Below are 14,461 nucleotides of genomic sequence, written 5' to 3'. Positions count from 1 at the left end.
GACCGACGGGTCCTCCGCCGTACCCTCGCCGCGCGGGCTCGGCGGCTCGTCCTCGTCCAGGATGCGCGGCACCCGGAACCGGTTGTCCTCGCTGTCCGGCGCGCCGGAGAGCACCTCTTCCGGGGTCAGGCAGGGCACCACCACGTCGTCGCGGAGCACGTTGGTCAGCGGCACCGAGTGCGAGGTGGGCGGAATGTCGGCCGCGGCCACCTCCCCGATCCGGGCGACCGCCTGCAGGATCACGTCGAGCTGGCCGGCGAAGGTCTCCAGCTCCTGCTCGGTGACGGCGAGCCGCGACAGCCGCGCCAGGTGCGCGACCTCCTCGCGGGAGATGGCGGACATCGGTGCCCCCTTCGTGCCGGACGTCTGCACGGCGCAGCCTGACACGCACGCCGTGACCCGAGCGAGTCTATTTGTGACCCCGACCGCCCCCGCCCCCGGCTCCCCCAACCCGGGCGGGCGGTTCACTCCACGCCGGGAAGGAAGCCGTCGACCGGCGGCGCCGGCACCGGTTCCGTCGTACCCCCGGCGGCCGGGGCCGGACGGCCGGCGGGGGCCGGCGCCCCGACGGGCCCGACCCGGCGTTCGAGCCGGGCCGCCGCGCCGCCGGGCGTGACCGGCCGGTAGCGGGCCAGCCAGCCGACCAGGTCCTCCGCCGGCATCGGCCGGGCGAAGAACCAGCCCTGCGCGACGTCGCAGCCCGCCGCGTGCAGCAACCGCCAGGTCCGCTCGTCCTCGACCCCCTCGGCGACCACCCGCAGGCCCAGGGCACCGGCGAGCTCGATCACCGACCGGACGATCGCGCCGTCGTCGGCGTCGGCCGCCATCCCGAGTACGAAGGAGCGGTCGACCTTGACCTCGGCCAGCGGCAGCCGGCGCAGGTGCTGCATCGAGGAGTAGCCGGTGCCGAAGTCGTCGAGCGCGATCGCCACCCCGATCCGGTCCAGCCGGGAGATGGTGGCCAGCACCCGACGCGGGTCGGCCATCAGGGCGCCCTCGGTCATCTCCAACTGCAACCGCGAGGGAGGTACGCCGTACCGGGCCAGCCGCTCGGCGATCTGGTCGGCGATCTCCCCGGTGTGCAGGTCACGGACGCTGACGTTGACCGCGGCCCGCAGGTCGAGGCCGGCGGCGGCCCACTTCGCGAGCTGTTCCACCACGTCGTCGATCACCCGCCGGGTCAGCAGCCGCATCACCGCGCTCTGCTCGGCGACCCGGATCAGCTCCTCCGGGTCGACCATCCCGCGCCGGGGGTGCCGCCAGCGCAGCAGCGCCTCCACCCCGACGACCTCGCCGGTGGCGATGGCGATCTGCGGCTGGTAGTAGAGGGTGATCTCGCCGACGTCCGTGGCGGCGGCCGGGTTGGCTCCGGCGGCCGTCGGGTCCGCACCGGCGGTCGCCGGGCCGGCGCCGGGCGTCGGCGCCGAACCGGCCGTCGACGCCGCTCCGGGGGTCGACGCCGAACCGGGGGTCGACGCCGAACCGGGGGTCGCTGCCGAGCCGGGTGCCTCCAGCACCCGACGCAGGTCGGCGAGGAGACTCAGCCGCTCCGCCGAGTTGTGGTCCGAGCCGGCGGCGTAGACGGTGACCGGGTCGCCGCGGTGTTTCGCCTCGTACATCGCCACGTCGGCGTGGCGCATCAGGGTGGCGAAGTCGGCACCGTGCTCGGGGTAGAGCGCCACGCCGATGGAGCCGCCGACGTCCAGCGGCAACCCGTCCAGCGCCACCGGCTCGGCCAGCGCCGCGACCACCACGTCGGCGAGCCGGCGGGCGTCGTCGACGCCGTCCAGCCGGGTCGCCACGATGGCGAACTCGTCGCCGCCGAGCCGGGCGATCACGTCCGGCGGGCGTACCACCCCGCGCAGCCGGCGGCTGACCTCGACCAGGAGCCGGTCGCCCACCTCGTGGCCGAGGGCGTCGTTGACGTGCTTGAACCGGTCGAGGTCGAGCAGCAGCAGGGCCAACTGCGGCCCCGGGGCCTGTTTGGCGGTCAGCTCGGCGTGCACCGCCACCTGCTCGGTCACCTCGGTGAGCAGCGCCTTGCGGTTGGCCAGCCCGGTGAGCGGGTCGAGCCGGGCCAACTGCTCGCGCTCGGCCGAGAACCGGGCCATCCGGAAGACCGCGTAGAGCGGCAGCACCACCATCGGGATCAGCGCGGCGCTGCTCCGGGCGGCGGCCACCAGCACCGGGCCGAGCAGCAGCAGCGAGCCGGTGGCGAGCAGCTCGAAGCCGAGGTTCTGCCGGAGCCGCCGCCACCACCGGCCACCGAAGCGCAGCCGGACCGCGGTGGTGACCAGTCCGTGGCTCACCGCCAGCCAGGCCGTCGCCGCGCCGACCACGACCGCGACGTCGACCAGCCGCGGATGCGCGCCGGGGCCGAGCCCGCCGCCCGGGGTGAGCCGGGTGACCGCGTCCGAGGCGGCGAGCGCGCAGGCGTACTGCGCGATGTTGAAGCCGCTGCGCCACGGCGCGTACCGCATCCGCAGGCCGGAGACGACCACCGCCGCGGCCTGCACCGCCACCGCCGGCCCGAGGCCCCACTCCAGGCCGATGGCGAAGGTGAAGCAGATCGACGGGAAGACCGTCGAGCTCTGCCGCCGGCCGCTCGGGCTGAACGGGCGGGCGTCGAAGGTGACCGCAAGGGCCGCCATCAGCCAGAACGCCACCGGCAGCCGGGGAACCTGCGTGGGCAGGTCGACGAGGGACGCGGCACAGGCAGCGGCGGCGAGGACGACGACCGTCCAGACGAAACCGAAGAACGGTGCGGCCCGGCCGGGAGGGACGGAGTTCCGCAGCGCTGCGGCCTCCATGGCACCTCCCGCCCCTCGGTGTCGGCGCGGCACCTGCCGCGCGTGTCGACTCCCATCAAACGCCCTGACCCCTCCAATGTGGGGGGCGACAGACGCGAATCGGGCCTAGTCGTGACTAACTTGAAATACGCCGCATTGCACGCAAGCGGTTTCACTCACAGAGAGCCAATTGATCACTACTAGTCGTTACGAATAGCAAGCCTACCTGCGGCTTCGGGACCCTCCGAGAGCAGCGCCTGGAAGCCCGCCTCATCGAGGATAGGCACCTTCAGCGCGGCCGCCTTCTCCGCCTTCGACCCAGGATTCTCCCCGACGACCACGAAGGCGGTCTTCTTCGACACCGAGCCGCTCACCTTGCCGCCCCGCGCCTGCACCTCCTCCGCCGCCCGGTCCCGGGTGTAGTCGGCGAGGGTCCCGGTCACCACCACGGTCAGCCCCTCCAGGGGGCGCGGTCCGGAGTCGACGCGTTCCTCCGCCATCCGTACGCCCGCCTCGGCCCACTTCCGCGCCACCTCCCGGTGCCAGTCGACGGCGAACCACTCCCGCAGGCTCACCGCGATGGTCGGACCGACGCCGTCCACGGCGGACAGTTCCTCCTCGCCGGCCGCCTCGATCGCCGCCATCGAGCCGAACTCCCGGGCCAGCGCCTGGGCGGCGGTGGGGCCGACGTGCCGGATCGAGAGCGCCACCAGCACCCGCCAGAGCGGTCGCCGCCGTGCCTCGTCCAGGTTCTCCAGGAGCTTGACCGCGTTGCTACCGAGGTTGCCGTCCTTCTTGACGAAGAACGGCACGGCGGCCAGCTTCTCCGCGTCGAGGAAGAAGAGGTCGCCCTCGTCGGTGATCGCCTGCGAGTCCAGCAGCGCACCCGCCGCCTTGAAGCCCAGCACCTCGATGTCGAGCGCGCCGCGTCCGGCGAGGTGGAAGACCCGCTCCCGGAGCTGGGCCGGGCACAGGCGCGAGTTCGGGCAGCGGATGTCGACGTCGGTCTCCTTGGCCGGCGCCAGCGCCGTGCCGCAGGCCGGGCAGCGGGTCGGCATCTCGAACGGGCGGGCGTCGGCCGGCCGCAGCTCCATCACCGGTCCGAGCACCTCGGGAATCACGTCACCCGCCTTGCGCACCACCACCGTGTCGCCGATCAGCACCCCCTTGCGGGCCACCTCGCGGGCGTTGTGCAGGGTCGCCAGGGCGACCGTGGAGCCGGCCACCCGGACCGGTTCGAGCACCGCGAACGGGGTCACCCGGCCGGTACGCCCGACATTGACGTCGATGTCCAGCAGCCTGGTGGTCACCTCCTCCGGCGGATACTTGAAGGCGATCGCCCAGCGCGGCGCCCGGCTCGTCGAACCGAGCCGGCCCTGCAGGGACAGCGGGTCCACCTTCACCACCACGCCGTCGATCTCGTGCTCGACGTCGTGCCGGTGCGCCGCGTAGTAGTCGATGTACTCCCGGACGCCGGCCAGGTCCGGCACCACCCGCCAGCGGTCACTGGTCGGCAGCCCCCAGGCCCGCAGCGTCGCGTACGCCTGCGACTGCGCGACCGGCTGGAACCCCTGCCGGGCGCCGATACCGTGCACGACCAGCCGCAGCGGACGGGTGGCGGTGACCCGGGGGTCCTTCTGTCGCAGGCTCCCGGCCGCCGCGTTGCGCGGGTTGGCGAAGGGCGCCCCACCCTGCTCGACCAGGCTCGCGTTGAGGTCGGCGAACGCCTCGACCGGAAAGTAGATCTCCCCCCGCACCTCCAGCAGCTCCGGCGCCGGGGCGAGCCCGTCCCCCTGCGCCAACCGCTCCGGCACGCCCCGGATCGTCCGCACGTTGCCGGTGACGTCCTCGCCGGTCCGGCCGTCGCCCCGGGTGGCCGCCCGGACCAGCCGCCCCCGCTGGTAGGTGAGGTTGATCGCCAGCCCGTCGACCTTCGGCTCGCAGAGGTAGCTGACCGGGCCGCCCGCGTCCCGCTCCACCCGCTCCGCCCAGGCGGTCAGCTCCGCCGGGTCGAACGCGTTGTCCAGCGACATCATCCGTTCGGCGTGGACGACCGGGGTGAAGAGCGTCGAGAAGGTGCCGCCGACCCGCTGGGTCGGGGAGTCCGGGGTCCGCAGCGCCGGATAGCGCTCCTCCAGCTCCGTCAGCTCGCGCAGCAGCCGGTCGAACTCGGCGTCGGAGATCGTCGGCGCGTCGAGCACGTAGTAGCGGTACTGGTGGTCGGTGATCTCGATGCTGAGCGCGTTGTGCCGCTCCTTCGCCCCGGCCGTCGGCTCCTCCCCGGCCGCCGCCCGCTGGGCGGGGCTGACCTGCTGCGGGACGGCTTCCTCGGACACCCTCGACCTCCGTGATCGCGCTTCTGGGCAAACGGTAGCCGCCCGCGCCGACTCGCACCTGGTCAGCCCGGCCACGCCCCCCGACGGCGCTGCCGGCGGTGGCGCAGGGCGCAGCCCGGACCCGCATGATCCCGTTGGTGCGCGGCCCCCGGGTCAGTCGTCCCAGCAGAGGCAGAACGGGTGGCCGGCCGGGTCGGCGTAGACCCGCCAGCCCTCGCCCTCGCCGGGCAGCCGGGTCGCCCCCAGCCGCAACGCCGCGGCCTCGGCGCGCTCGATGTCGGAGACGGTCACGTCGAGGTGGAACTGCTGGGGGCGCTCGGGATCGGGCCAGCGGGGCTCACGCAGGTCCGGCGCCCGCTGGAACGCCAACCGGGGGTGGTGGCCACGCTCGCCGCCGAGCACCACCCACTCGTTGTCGGGGTCGTCCGTGACGGGCAGCCCGAGCAGCTCCGCGTAGAAGCCGGCGAGCGCGCGTGGATCCGGACAGTCGATCACCACGGTGCGGAGTTGGCCAATCATGCCGGCCATCCTGCCCGGCGGATGTGACAGGAAAACCTCACTCCTCGGAGAGTCGGCGGCCGGCGTCCCGGACGGCGGTCAGCAGCGTCCGGGCGTACTCGTCGGTGGCGCCGGCCAACCCGCAGGCGGGGGTCACCACCACCTGCTCCGCCAGGCGGGCGCGGGGGAAGCCGAGCCGGTCCCAGACCTGGCGTACCCGGTCGGCGATCTCGGCCGACGACGGCGCCCGGCCGGTCGAGGGCGGCAGCCCGGGCGCGGCGCCGGCGAAGAGCCCGAGCCCGGCGTCGATCACCTCGCCGAGCGGGTCCAGCCGGGTCACCCGCGCCAGGTCGAGCGCGACCGCGGCGGCGCCGGTCGACCCGACCAGCTCCAGCGGTACGTCCGGCGCGCAGCAGTGCAGCACGACGGGTACGCCGGCCGCCGCCACGACGGTCCGCAGCAGCCCGGTGGCGGTGGCCGGCTCGACCGGCCGGTACGCGCCCAGCCCGCTCTCGGTCGCGATGTGCCCGGCCAGTACGGCCGGCAGCGACGGCTCGTCGAGCTGGAGCAGCACCGTGGCCCGGGGCAGCCGGCGGCGCACCTGGGCGACGTGCTCGCGCAGCCCGTCGGCGAGCGAGTCGGCGAGGTCCCGCACCGCGCCCGGGTCCCGGAGCATCCACCCACCGATCGGAAGTTCCAGGTTGGCCGCCATGGTGAACGGCCCGGCGGCCTGGATCTTGAAGCTCCCGGTGAACTCCCCGGCCTGCTCGGTCATCTGGTCCAGGTCGCGTTCCAGCAGGTCGTGGGCGCGGCGCAGGTCCCGTCCCGGACGTCCGGCCACCCGCCACCGGGCCGCGTACAGCTCGACCGGCAGCTCCACCAGCAGCCCGGCGGTCCGTCCGACGAGGTCGGCACCGGGACCCCGGGCGGGCAGCTCCGGCAGGTGCGGCAGGGGCAGCTCGCCGAGCACGATCCGTTGCGCCTCCGTGCCGTCGGTGCCGGGCATCGACCCGATCCCGCTCGCCGCGCCGGCCGGCCAGGGCCACCGCCGCCCGGCCTGCTCCTGACCCGCCGCCGGTCCCTGGTCGGTGTCCTGTCGTTGATCGCTACCCTGCTGATCGGTCACCCCGCGAAGGCTAGCCCCTGGGTCCCGCCGATCGCGGCCGGGCCGGGCGAAGCCGTCCGGCGGCGGATCCGGAAGTCCCTCGTCGGCGACTCAACCGGCGACGGCGGGCGATCCGTTCGCGGTCCCGGCGGCGGTCTCGCTGATGGTGGCGGAGCCGAGCACGATGTCGCCGCCCGGATCCGGCCGGTACGCGACGATCGCCTGACCGGCGGCGACCCCGCGCACCGGGCGGTGCAGCCCGGCGTGCAGCGACCCGCCGTCGAGCCGGACGGTCGCGGGGACGACCTGCCCGTGCGCCCGCAACTGCACCTCGCACTCGACCGGGCCGGCCGGCGCCGGTCCGCCGGTCCACACCGGCCGCTCGGCGTCCACGGTCGACACCTCCAGCGCCTCGGCCGGTCCCACGGTCACGGTGTTCGTGGTCGGGGTGATGGAGAGCACGTAGCGGGGCCGCCCGTCCGGGGCCGGTACGCCCAGCGCCAGCCCCTTGCGCTGGCCGACGGTGTAGGCGTACGCGCCGCTGTGCGCGCCGACCACCGCCCCGGAGCGGGCGTCGACGATGTCACCGGGCGCCTCTCCCAGCCGGTCGGCGAGGAAGCCCCGGGTGTCGCCGTCGGCGATGAAACAGATGTCGTGCGAGTCGGGCTTGTCGGCCACGGTGAGCCCGCGCCGCGCCGCCTCCGCGCGTACCTCCGCCTTGGTCGAGTCGCCGAGCGGAAAGATCGAGCGGTCGAGCTGTTCCCGGGTGAGCACCGCCAGCACGTACGACTGGTCCTTGGCCGCGTCGACGCTGCGCCGCAGCAGGCCGTCGGCGCCCAGCCGGGCGTGGTGGCCGGTGACCACCGCGTCGAAGCCGAGGGCGACGGCCCGGTCCAGCACCGCGGCGAACTTGATCTTCTCGTTGCAGCGCAGGCACGGATTCGGGGTACGGCCGGCGGCGTACTCGGCGACGAAGGTGTCCACCACGTCTTCGTGGAACCGGTCGGCGAGGTCCCAGACGTAGAACGGGATGCCGATCACGTCGGCGGCCCGCCGGGCGTCCCGGGAATCTTCGAGGGTGCAGCAGCCGCGGGCGCCGGACCGGTAGGTCTGCGGGTTGCGGGAGAGCGCCAGGTGCACGCCGGTCACGTCGTGGCCGGCCTCCACGGCGCGCGCGGCCGCGACCGCCGAGTCGACCCCGCCGGACATCGCCGCCAACACCCTCACCGGTTCACCCCTCTCCTCGCAGGAAGCGTAGCCGGCCCGCCGCGAGCACCGTCAGCTCCGGGCGGACCGGACCGCACCCGCCCGGCGGGCCCGCTCGACCACCCCGGGCAAGGCCGCGACCAGCGCCTCGACGTCCTCGGGGGTGGAGGTGTGGCCGAGCGAGAAGCGCAGCGACGACCGGGCGCGGTCGTCGTCGGCTCCCATCGCCAGGAGTACGTGGGACGGCTGGGCCACCCCGGCGGAGCAGGCCGACCCGGTCGAGCAGGCGATGCCCTGCGCGTCGAGGAGCATCAGCAGGGCGTCGCCCTCGCAGCCGGGGAAGGAGAAGTGCGCGTTGCAGGGCAGCCGGTCCACCGGGTCACCGTTCGGCACCGCCTCGGGCACCGCCTGCCGGACCCGGGCCACCAGGTCGTCGCGGAGCGCGGCCACTCGGGCGGCGTACTCCTGCTGGGTCTTCACCGCCGCCTCGACGGCCACGGCGAAGGAGACGATGCCGGCGACGTCGAGCGTGCCGGAGCGGACGTCCCGCTCCTGCCCGCCCCCGTGCAGGACGGGGGTGCAGGCCACGTCGCGGGCGAGCAGCAGCGCGCCCACCCCCGTCGGGCCGCCGAGCTTGTGGCCGGTGACGGTCAGCGCCGAGACCCCGCTGGCGGCGAAGTCGACCGGTACCTGCCCGACGGCCTGTACGGCGTCGGTGTGGAACGGGATGCCGTGCGCGGCGGCCACCTCGGCGAGCTCGGCGATCGGCTGGAGGGTACCTACCTCGTTGTTCGCCCACATCGCGCTGACCAGGGCGACCTCGGCGGCGTGCGCCTCCAGTTGGGCGCGCAGCCGGGCGGGGTCAAGCCGGCCCACGGCGTCGACCGGCAGCCAGTCGGCCGTGGCGCCCTCGTGCCGGGCCAGCCACTCGACCGAGTCGAGCACCGCGTGGTGCTCGACGGCGCTCGCCACCACCCGGATCCGGGTCGGATCCGCGGCCCGGCGGGCCCAGAAGATGCCCTTCACCGCCAGGTTGTCGCTCTCGGTGCCGCCGGCGGTGAAGATGACCTCGGACGGCCGGGCACCGAGGGCGGCGGCCACCCGCTCGCGGGCCTCCTCCACCCGGCGCCGCCCATGCCGTCCGGCGGCATGCAGGGACGACGGGTTGCCGACCTGGCGCGCGGTCGCGACGTACGCCTCCAGTGCCTCTTCGAGCATCGGAGTGGTCGCCGCGTGATCCAGATATGTCATCACCGTCCAGCCTATCGGCCGCCGGCGCGACAGCCTCGGGGCCGGTTGGCCCGCTCCGGTACCGCACGGTCCGGGCGGGGTGCCGCTCGGACACGGGCACGGTGCCGGAGTGCTGGCCGGGCCGACGCGGTGCCGGCGGGGGCGAGGCTGCCGGCTCGGCACCAGAGCACCGGCAGCCTGTAGACCTGCCCCGTCTATGCGCCCGCCCGGTCGCAACCGGCCCGAGCAGCGCGAGCAGCGCGAGCAGCGCGACCGCAACGACCGACGTGACCGACAGCCTGTAGAGCTGCCCCGCCTATGCGCCCGCCCGGCCGCACCCGACGCGACCGACAGCCTGTAGACCTGCCCCATCCGTGCGCCCGCCCAGCCGCCACCGACGCCACCGACGGCCTATAGACCTGCCCCATCCGTGCGCCCGCCCAGCCGCCACCGACGCACCGACGCGACCAACAGCCTGTAGACCTGCCCCATCCGTGCGCCCGCCCAGCCGCCACCGACGCACCGACGCGACCAACAGCCTGTAGACCTGCCCCGTCCGTGCGCCCGCCCGGCCATGACCGGCGTGCCCGGCGCAAGCGGCCAGACGGCACGGGCACGGAACGACCGACCGGCGAACCGGGCGCGACGGCCGGAACCCAACGCGAGGGCGGGACAGACGCGAGGGCGGGGACCGGGCGCGGCCGGCGCCCCGGCTGTGCGCCCAGGTCTACAGTTCGCCGCAGACCACCTTCGATTCCGAACGGCCCGAACGGCCCGAACGGCCGAACGGCCCGAACGGCCCGGGGCGGACGACGGGGGCCGGCGACCGTGTTCCGGTCGCCGGCCCCGGCCGTCAGCGTCGCGGCCTGCTACCGGCGCTTGCGGATCTCCTCGGCGGCCTGCGGCACGATCTTGTGCAGGTCACCCACCACGCCGAAGTCGGCGAGCTCGAAGATCGGCGCCTCGGCGTCCTTGTTGACCGCGACGATCGTCTTCGAGGTCTGCATGCCGGCCCGGTGCTGGATCGCGCCGGAGATGCCCAGTGCCACGTAGAGCTGCGGAGAGACCGTCTTGCCGGTCTGGCCCACCTGGAACTGGTGCGGATAGAAGCCGGAGTCCACCGCCGCCCGGGACGCCCCGACCGCCCCGCCGAGCAGGTCGGCCAGCTCCTCGACGATCTTGAAGTTGTCGGCGTTGCCCACGCCACGGCCGCCGGAGACCACCACCGAGGCCTCGGTCAGCTCCGGGCGGCTGCCCTTCTGCTCGGCCACCCGCTCCACCACCCGGGCCAGCCGGTCAGCGTCGCCGAGCTGGACGTCGAGCTGCTCGACGGCGGGCGTGACCGGTGCCGGGCTCGGGGTGACCGAGTTCGGCCGCAGGGTCACCAGCGGCAGGCCCCGGCGCACCCGGGAGGTGACGATCGCCGAGCCGGCGAACGCGACCTGCGTGGCGGTGCCGTCGGCGGCGAGTCCGACCACGTCGGTCAGCAGCCCGTTGTCGAGCTTGACGGCGAGCCGGCCGGCGATCTCCTTGCCCTCCTGGCTCGACGCCAGCAGCACGGCGGCGGGCTGCACCCGCCGGACCAGCTCGGCCAGCACGGTCGCCTTCGGGGCGACCAGGTGGCCGTCGATCTCCTCATGCTCGGCGGCGTAGATCTTCTCCGCGCCGTACTCGCCCAGTCGGTCGGCGAGCTGTGCGGCGGCACCGGGGCCGCCGAGCACCACGGCGGCCGGGCTGCCCAGCTCGCGGGCGAGGGTGAGCAGTTCGAGCGTGACCTTCTTGACGCCGAACTCCCGCGTGGCCTCGACGACGACGAGAACCTCAGCCATGGTCATTCCTCCTGTATCCGGCCCGGTCACACGAACTTCTCGGTGGCGAGGAACTCGACCAGTCGCACGCCGCCGTCGCCCTCGTCGGTGACCCGCTCGCCGCCGGAGCGGGGCGGACGCTTGCTGTGCTCGACGACCTCGCTGGTCGCGCCCTCGAGACCGACCTCGGCGGCGGGAATGCCCAGCTCCGCCAGGGCGAGGGTCTGCACCGGCTTCTTCTTGGCGGCCATGATGCCCTTGAAGGACGGGTAGCGGGGCTCGTTGATGGTGTCCCAGACCGAGACCACGGCCGGAGTGGCGGCGGTCACCACCTCGTAGCCCTCCTCTGTCTGCCGCTCCACGGTCAGGGAGGTGCCGTCCACGCTGAGCTTGCGGGCGCCGGTGAGCGCCGCGACGCCCAGCCGCTCGGCGAGCATGTGCGGCAGGACCTGCACCCGGCCGTCGGTCGACTCGGCACCGCAGAGCACCAGGTCGGGGCCGAGCTGGCCGAGCGCCGCCGCGAGCACCCGGGAGGTGGCCACCGCGCAGGAGCCGTGCAGCGCGTCGTCGAGCACGTGTACGGCCTTGTCCGGCCCCATCGACAGCGCCTTGCGGATCGACTCGCCGGCCCGCTCCGGCCCCATCGTCAGGATGGTCACCTCGCCGCCGTGCGCCTCCTTGATCCGCAACGCCTCCTCGATGGCGTACTCGTCCATCTCGTTGATGACGTTGTTTGCCGACCCCCGGTCGACGGTGTTGTCGTCACTGCGCAGGCTGCGGTCCGCACCCGAATCGGGCACCTGCTTGACGAGTACGACGATGTTCATCGCGCTTCGACGACCCCTCCTGTTGATGGCGATCCCGCCCGGCTGTCCGGCGCAGCCTCCCGCGTTCCTTAACGATCGGTCAATCGCGGGACGATGTGGAGTTGCCCACGGGCCAATGTTACCCGCAAGTAGCATAGGGCCTCGGCGAGGCCCGGAGTGACCCGGCTCACGCGGCGCCGAGCGCGTCCCGGACGGTCTCGATCATGGCCGCCTCGTCCGGGCTTATCCCGGCGTGCGCCCGGGCCACCTGGTCGGCGGCGGCCAGCACCGCCGAGCGGTAATCCGCCAGCTCGTCCGGCGCCTTCGCCCGCAGGATCTCCACCGCGCGGCGCAACGCCGGCAGCACCGTCGCGGGCACGTCGGCCGGCGCGCCGTACGTCAGCCGGGGCATGCCGCCGGTGGTGAGCACCTCACGGACCAGCCCGGTCGTACCGGCGAACGCGGACGAGGCGGCGAGACTCTCCTTGATCATGGAAAGCGCGCCGGGATCGGCGTTCGAGACCAGGAAGACGGCACCGAAGGCGGCGGTCTTCAGGGTGGCTCTCTCCTCGTCGGTCAGCGCTTCCGTCACGGGTTGGGAGTGTAGACGTACGGCGTGGTGGTGGTGACCGCTACAAAGCCGAGCCGCAGCAGGATCGGCCGGCTGGCGTCGGAGGCGTCCACCTGCAACAGGGTGCGGCCCCGCTCCTGCGCCAACCGGGCCCGGTAGGTGACCAGCGACCGGTAGATGCCCCGCCCGCGCCACTGCGGCAGGGTCGCCCCACCCCACAGCGTGGCGAACCCGCTGCCGGACACGAAACGCACCCACCCGGCGCTGACCAGCTCACCGTCGGCCTCGGCGACCACCACGACCAGCGGCGGCCCGGACACCGCCACGTCCAGGTCCACCACCCCGGGCGAGGAGTCCGGCACCTCGCGCGGCTGCGCCGCACCCGCGGCCAGCTCCCGGGCCAGCCCGTCGGCCAACCAGGTCCAGTCGCCGCCGTAGACCGCCGACTTGAGCTCCGCGATCCGGTCCAGGTCGGTCCGGGAGGTCACCTCACGCAGCCGTACCCCCTCGGGCGGCACCGGCAGCGTCGCCGCCAGCGGCGCCACCGGCCCGATCACGACGGTCTCCCGGTCCTCCGGCACGAAGCCGGCGGCGCGCAACCGGTCGGCCAGGTCGGCCGGCTCGTCGTGACCGTGCAGCTTCCACTCCACCTCCTGGCCCCGCCCGGCGAAGAAGTCCCGCTGCCGCGCGATCAGCTCGTCCAGCGCCGCCCCGGTCAGGCCACCCAGGTTCTCGTACGTCAGGAAGCCGCCCCGGTCCAGCCCGTGGATGCGCAGCAGCGGCCCGTCCCGCTCCACCGTCACGCCCGGCGGCAGCGGCTCCGGCGGCCGGGCCCGCAGCTGGCGGTCGTAGGCGGTACGCAGCACGTCAACGTCGAGATCTGTCACCCGATCAGGCTAAGCCGGCCGTCCACCGGATAATCGTGATCGTGTTGCAGGCGATCCGGCGGTGGTTCAACCCAGGCGACGTACGCGAACTCGGCGAGACCCCGGACTACCGGTTCTCGCTGGCCAACGAGCGGACCTTCCTCGCCTGGCTGCGTACCGGCCTGGCGCTGATCGCCGGTGGCCTGGCCGTGGCGCAGTTCCTGCCGCCGATGCCGATCACCCACCTGCGCGAGGCGCTCGCCGTGGTCCTGCTGCTGCTCGGCGGCACGGTGGCGCTGCGGGCGGTCGACCACTGGGCCCGCGCGGAACGGGCCATCCGGCTCGGCGAGGAGCTGCCGGCGTCCCGGTTCCCGGCGGTACTCGCCCTGCTCGTCGGCCTCGGCGCCGCGCTGCTGGTCGTCGCGGTGCTGGTCCAGGCCGCCGGGGCCACGTGAGCCGCCCACCGGCGCCGGACGGCGACACCGGGCTGGCCGTCGAGCGCACCCGGCTCTCCTGGCGGCGTACCCGGCTGGCGGTCACCGTGATCGCCGTGCTCGCCGTACGGTTGGCACTGTCCCGGGGGGCCGTCGGCGCGGTCGTCGTCGCCCTCACCGCGCTCGGCTGGCTGGCCGTGCTCGTCCTGACCCACCCCCGGTACGCCGGTGCGTCGGGCACCCGAGCCACCGGCCCCGGGCACGTGCTGCCGTTGACCGCCCTGGTCTCCGCCGGATTTGCCGGACTCGGCCTGCTCCTGGTGCTGGCACCGGTGCGCTGAGCTGACCCGGTGCGTCATCATGGCCACATGGTCCGCTTGTACGCGCTCCTCGCCATCGGACAGCTGATCCTGGCCGTCCTCGCTCTGATCAGCTGCCTCTCCGCCGAGGAGGACGAGATCAGGGCGCTCCCCCGCCTCGTCTGGGTGCTCGTCATCCTGCTCTTCCCGTTGGTCGGCTCGATCGCCTGGTTCGTCGCCGGACGGCCGCGACCAGCGACGCCGCGTCCGGCCGGCGGCCGACCGCCGGGTGGGTCACCCGGCCGGGAGCGTCCCCGACCGGTCGCCCCGGACGACAACCCCGACTTCCTCCGCTCCCTCGGCGAGGAGCAGTCGAAGCAGGACCGGCAGTTGTTCGACCGCTGGGAGGAGGACCTGCGGCGCCGGGAGGACGACCTGCGGCGGCGGGAGAGCGGTGACCCACCCCGGGAGGAGACCCAACCGGAGGCCTGACCGCGCTCGCGCACCGCCGCC

At 74.2% G+C, this 14,461-nt stretch carries 13 protein-coding genes and 1 pseudogene; 3 read left to right on the top strand and 11 right to left on the bottom strand.

The features are described 5' to 3' along the window. Nucleotides 1–48: 48 nt before the first annotated feature. The 11 genes and pseudogenes from gatC to ACQEUR_RS11240 form a co-directional block, all read right to left on the bottom strand. Nucleotides 49–342: pseudogene (gene gatC / locus ACQEUR_RS11290) on the bottom strand (Asp-tRNA(Asn)/Glu-tRNA(Gln) amidotransferase subunit GatC); the annotation flags it as partial. Nucleotides 343–464: 122 nt separating this feature from the next. After that, nucleotides 465–2,810 carry a putative bifunctional diguanylate cyclase/phosphodiesterase gene (locus tag ACQEUR_RS11285; RefSeq protein ID WP_433029200.1) on the bottom strand — a complete coding sequence of 782 codons (2,346 nt, stop codon included), beginning with the start codon at nucleotides 2,808–2,810 and terminating at the stop codon, nucleotides 465–467. 179 nt (nucleotides 2,811–2,989) lie between these two features. Then, nucleotides 2,990–5,125 carry an NAD-dependent DNA ligase LigA gene (gene ligA, locus ACQEUR_RS11280; protein ID WP_433029198.1) on the bottom strand — a complete coding sequence of 712 codons (2,136 nt, stop codon included), beginning with the start codon at nucleotides 5,123–5,125 and terminating at the stop codon, nucleotides 2,990–2,992. A 153-nt stretch (nucleotides 5,126–5,278) separates the two neighbouring features. After that, nucleotides 5,279–5,644 (bottom strand): VOC family protein, encoded by a 366-nt coding sequence (locus tag ACQEUR_RS11275; protein ID WP_433029196.1) that lies wholly within the window; start codon nucleotides 5,642–5,644, stop codon nucleotides 5,279–5,281. Between the two features lie 37 nt (nucleotides 5,645–5,681). After that, a complete protein-coding gene (locus ACQEUR_RS11270; protein WP_433029519.1) occupies nucleotides 5,682–6,629 on the bottom strand; it encodes a methionine synthase in 948 nt (315 codons plus the stop codon). Between the two features lie 210 nt (nucleotides 6,630–6,839). Next, nucleotides 6,840–7,955 carry a tRNA 2-thiouridine(34) synthase MnmA gene (gene mnmA / locus ACQEUR_RS11265; protein WP_433029194.1) on the bottom strand — a complete coding sequence of 372 codons (1,116 nt, stop codon included), beginning with the start codon at nucleotides 7,953–7,955 and terminating at the stop codon, nucleotides 6,840–6,842. 51 nt (nucleotides 7,956–8,006) lie between these two features. Then, entirely contained in the window at nucleotides 8,007–9,185 is a 1,179-nt protein-coding gene (locus ACQEUR_RS11260) for a cysteine desulfurase family protein (protein WP_433029192.1), read from the bottom strand. 848 nt (nucleotides 9,186–10,033) lie between these two features. Next, the gene (locus tag ACQEUR_RS11255) at nucleotides 10,034–10,993 is read right to left on the bottom strand and encodes an electron transfer flavoprotein subunit alpha/FixB family protein (protein ID WP_433029190.1); all 960 of its coding nucleotides are present in this window, start codon (nucleotides 10,991–10,993) and stop codon (nucleotides 10,034–10,036) included. Nucleotides 10,994–11,019: 26 nt separating this feature from the next. Further along, nucleotides 11,020–11,799: an electron transfer flavoprotein subunit beta/FixA family protein gene (locus ACQEUR_RS11250; RefSeq protein ID WP_433029188.1), complete on the bottom strand. Its 780-nt coding sequence runs from the start codon at nucleotides 11,797–11,799 to the stop codon at nucleotides 11,020–11,022. Nucleotides 11,800–11,965: 166 nt separating this feature from the next. Next, a complete protein-coding gene (locus ACQEUR_RS11245; RefSeq protein ID WP_433029187.1) occupies nucleotides 11,966–12,370 on the bottom strand; it encodes a hypothetical protein in 405 nt (134 codons plus the stop codon). Continuing rightward, nucleotides 12,367–13,236, bottom strand: a complete 870-nt coding sequence (locus ACQEUR_RS11240) for a GNAT family N-acetyltransferase (protein ID WP_433029185.1) — start codon at nucleotides 13,234–13,236, stop codon at nucleotides 12,367–12,369. Before ACQEUR_RS11240 ends, ACQEUR_RS11245 begins: the two co-directional genes overlap by 4 nt. 41 nt (nucleotides 13,237–13,277) lie before the next feature. Between ACQEUR_RS11240 and ACQEUR_RS11235 the strand changes: the two genes are divergently transcribed. The 3 genes from ACQEUR_RS11235 to ACQEUR_RS11225 are packed head-to-tail and all read left to right on the top strand — an operon-like array spanning nucleotide 13,278 to nucleotide 14,440. Further along, nucleotides 13,278–13,670 carry a YidH family protein gene (locus ACQEUR_RS11235; protein ID WP_433029183.1) on the top strand — a complete coding sequence of 131 codons (393 nt, stop codon included), beginning with the start codon at nucleotides 13,278–13,280 and terminating at the stop codon, nucleotides 13,668–13,670. Continuing rightward, nucleotides 13,667–13,990, top strand: a complete 324-nt coding sequence (locus ACQEUR_RS11230; protein ID WP_433029181.1) for a DUF202 domain-containing protein — start codon at nucleotides 13,667–13,669, stop codon at nucleotides 13,988–13,990. The genes ACQEUR_RS11235 and ACQEUR_RS11230 overlap by 4 nt, the downstream gene beginning before the upstream one ends. Before the next feature lie 27 nt (nucleotides 13,991–14,017). Next, on the top strand, nucleotides 14,018–14,440 hold the full coding sequence (locus ACQEUR_RS11225; protein ID WP_433029179.1) for a PLD nuclease N-terminal domain-containing protein: 423 nt from the start codon (nucleotides 14,018–14,020) through the stop codon (nucleotides 14,438–14,440). Nucleotides 14,441–14,461 lie beyond the last annotated feature (21 nt).

Source organism: Plantactinospora sp. CA-290183 (assembly GCF_050936375.1).
Taxonomy (GTDB): domain Bacteria; phylum Actinomycetota; class Actinomycetes; order Mycobacteriales; family Micromonosporaceae; genus Plantactinospora.
The sequence above is the reverse complement of the archived record's forward strand: the minus strand, read 5'-3'. Positions and strand labels throughout refer to the sequence as shown.

Excerpts from the sequence above, each read along its gene's own strand:
- ACQEUR_RS11285 (WP_433029200.1), bottom strand. The coding sequence starts at position 2,810 with ATGGAGGCCGCAGCGCTGCGGAACTCCGTCCCTCCCGGCCGGGCCGCA.
- ACQEUR_RS11275 (WP_433029196.1), bottom strand. The coding sequence starts at position 5,644 with ATGATTGGCCAACTCCGCACCGTGGTGATCGACTGTCCGGATCCACGC.
- ACQEUR_RS11270 (WP_433029519.1), bottom strand. The coding sequence starts at position 6,629 with ATGCCCGGCACCGACGGCACGGAGGCGCAACGGATCGTGCTCGGCGAG.
- ACQEUR_RS11260 (WP_433029192.1), bottom strand. The coding sequence starts at position 9,185 with ATGACATATCTGGATCACGCGGCGACCACTCCGATGCTCGAAGAGGCA.
- ACQEUR_RS11255 (WP_433029190.1), bottom strand. The coding sequence starts at position 10,993 with ATGGCTGAGGTTCTCGTCGTCGTCGAGGCCACGCGGGAGTTCGGCGTC.
- ACQEUR_RS11250 (WP_433029188.1), bottom strand. The coding sequence starts at position 11,799 with ATGAACATCGTCGTACTCGTCAAGCAGGTGCCCGATTCGGGTGCGGAC.
- ACQEUR_RS11225 (WP_433029179.1), top strand. The coding sequence starts at position 14,018 with ATGGTCCGCTTGTACGCGCTCCTCGCCATCGGACAGCTGATCCTGGCC.